Here is a 2,445-nt window from a genome sequence, read left to right as displayed (position 1 = left end):
GCTTATATCCTTGTGGTTCATCAATTTTTGAATTGTAAAAATGGGTGTTCCCGCTATCGCTAATTGACTTGCATATGTGTGTCTGAGGGTGTGTATAACTGCTCTGTCAATCGCATTGCTCGCATCTATCCCTTTATTGAACAAACGGTTGAGAATAGGCTTGAGCCTATTTGAAATGAATTTCACTTCATCATTTGTAGTATCTTCTTGAAATAGTCTCTTCCCGTCATAGCTAATCAAAAAATCAGTTCGTTTGAAATGATTTTTAGCTGACCATTCTTTACAACGGCTCATTGCTTCTTTGGATAAAAAGCCTTTATAAGGGGTTCCATTTTTAAAGTCGAGTAGGGTGACAATGCCATTCGTAAAATCGATGTCTTGAACTTTGATATTGCATATGGTTTTAATGCGTCCACCTGTTGAGAGGGAGAGAATTACAAATAGTTCAAGTACTTCGCCATCCTTGTGTTTACGGATTTCTTGCATCAATAATTTTGTCTCTTCGATGGATAAATATCGTTGACGTTCGTTTTGAACCTTTTGTCTTTTGATAGACTTAATCGGATTCTCACCTTTGAATTTCCCTTTGGAAATTGCGTGGTTTATGATTGCAGATAAATCGTTTATGAGATTATTTATTGTTTTGGAAGCATACACGCGTTTGGTTGCTTCACAAATCTCTTTGGATTTGTCTCTTTGCCATTTTTCAATCAGTTCAGAACTAATATCAGTGATGTCGATTTGCCCAAAGAGGGGAGCAAAATGTTTATTGTAATCCTTGCGTCGTTTTTCATTATTTCGATTATGTAACGCTTTATCTTCGAAATACAAATCAGCCAATTCATCGAGCGTAGCTATGCTCTTTTTTTTGTACTTAACAATGGGGGCATCATCTCCGAACTTAGCACGGTTAATAGCTTCATTGCGTTTTTGGTGGCAGAACTCTTCTGTTATACCCTCTGAGCGTTTTCCAATATGCACAGTCTTACTTTTGCTCGCAATTTTGTATACGATATAATATGACCGATCATTATTATCTAAGGTCTCGTATTTGACTCCGGTGAATTTGCCGGAAGCAGTAAATCTTGCCATGATAATTCCTTTTCTTGTTATACCTATGTTACACCATAGGTGCTAAAAAACGTAAATTTTTGACTAGATTTGCAAAATGAATAAAAATCTAAAAGTCCCTAAAATAGGTGATTTGATGAGGTTTTTGTAGATTTGAAGAGGTGTGAAAAATGCTAGATTAGCGGTTCGAGTCCGCCCACTGGTACCACCCCTCTTTATAAATCCCTTTAAAACATCGTAAAATAGGCACTTTCATAGACGCTTTAAGAATTCAAAAAATTAATCATTTCTACCCTATTTCTACCCTAATATTCTTTTTATGCCTATTGAAGTAATTTTTTTTATTTAGTATCAGCTCTAAATCCACTTAAAAAATGAAGTGGTATTGGAAAACTATAGTGTCTACATGCTGTTAAAATTATTGGCCAAGTCTGATATTGGATGGCACTTAATTGATTAAAGTGTTCTGATTCATAACATTCTTTGAATATCTCTTCAAGAAAAATATCTTGCGGCTGGTCAACCCCAACATGTGATAGTGTTCCACCATGATTATCACTATATTTATAAAAATGTCTTTCTGAGGTTTCATCAGGATACCAAATTTGAAAGTTACAATGCTCTAAAAATTTTGATTTTATTTTTTGAATTTCTTCGTAAACATCATCAAAACCTAAAAGTGCCGCATATGTCGCAATCATAGGGTATAAGATACTACCTTTTGTGACTTCTTCTTTGTATCCTTCCGTCGATCGAGGGTGATCAAGTAGCTCATGATATGTATGTAAGTTGCATGGATAACAACTATCTGTGTAAAATAAAAAGTGAATATGTTCTACCATAAATTGTAGCCATCTATGTAAATCATCATGACTTGTCAGGTCAAGCGCAAAAAAGAATGCAGATAAGTTAATATCAATAGCCTGTTCATCTTTGTATGGTGAAAATAAAATTGGGTTATTTGTGATAAGTTGTTTAAGTGAAACGCGATATCTCTGCATTTTCTGCAATATTTCTTGAGTAACCTTATGATCTTTATCAATAGCTTCAAGACGCGTATAATACCAATATAACCATAACCCTTCTAATGCTAATCTACCTAAAATATCAAATAATTTCAGGTTAACATCTACAGATGAGGATGGGGATACAGCATTTGAAATAGCATATAACTTATCTACATGAGGCAAGATTTTTTCTAAAAATGCATTGCCTATTTGCATTTTCAAAAGAATGATATTTATAAATAGACTTCTTGCATAACCTAACATTTTGCTCCAAATCCTCGATCAGAGTTAATCAGAGCACATATCAAATTAAAGCGTAAACCGAATCGTTTTCGACGGTTACGGTATTTTTCACCGAGTATTTTAA

General features: G+C 34.3%; 2 protein-coding genes. Both read right to left on the bottom strand.

Annotated elements, in window-relative coordinates:
• A partial coding sequence (locus tag WA010_RS04515) for a tyrosine-type recombinase/integrase (protein WP_422555957.1) occupies nt 1-1,092 on the bottom strand: 1,092 nt, incomplete at its 3' end.
• Nucleotides 1,093-1,412: 320 nt separating this feature from the next.
• On the bottom strand, nt 1,413-2,342 hold the full coding sequence (locus WA010_RS04510; protein WP_422555956.1) for a hypothetical protein: 930 nt from the start codon (nt 2,340-2,342) through the stop codon (nt 1,413-1,415).
• Between the last annotated feature and the right edge of the window lie 103 nt (nt 2,343-2,445).

It is taken from the genome of Sulfuricurvum sp., assembly GCF_049305995.1.
GTDB lineage: Bacteria > Campylobacterota > Campylobacteria > Campylobacterales > Sulfurimonadaceae > Sulfuricurvum.
Note: the sequence above shows the minus strand (reverse complement) of the source record. Positions and strands in the feature narration are given on the sequence as shown.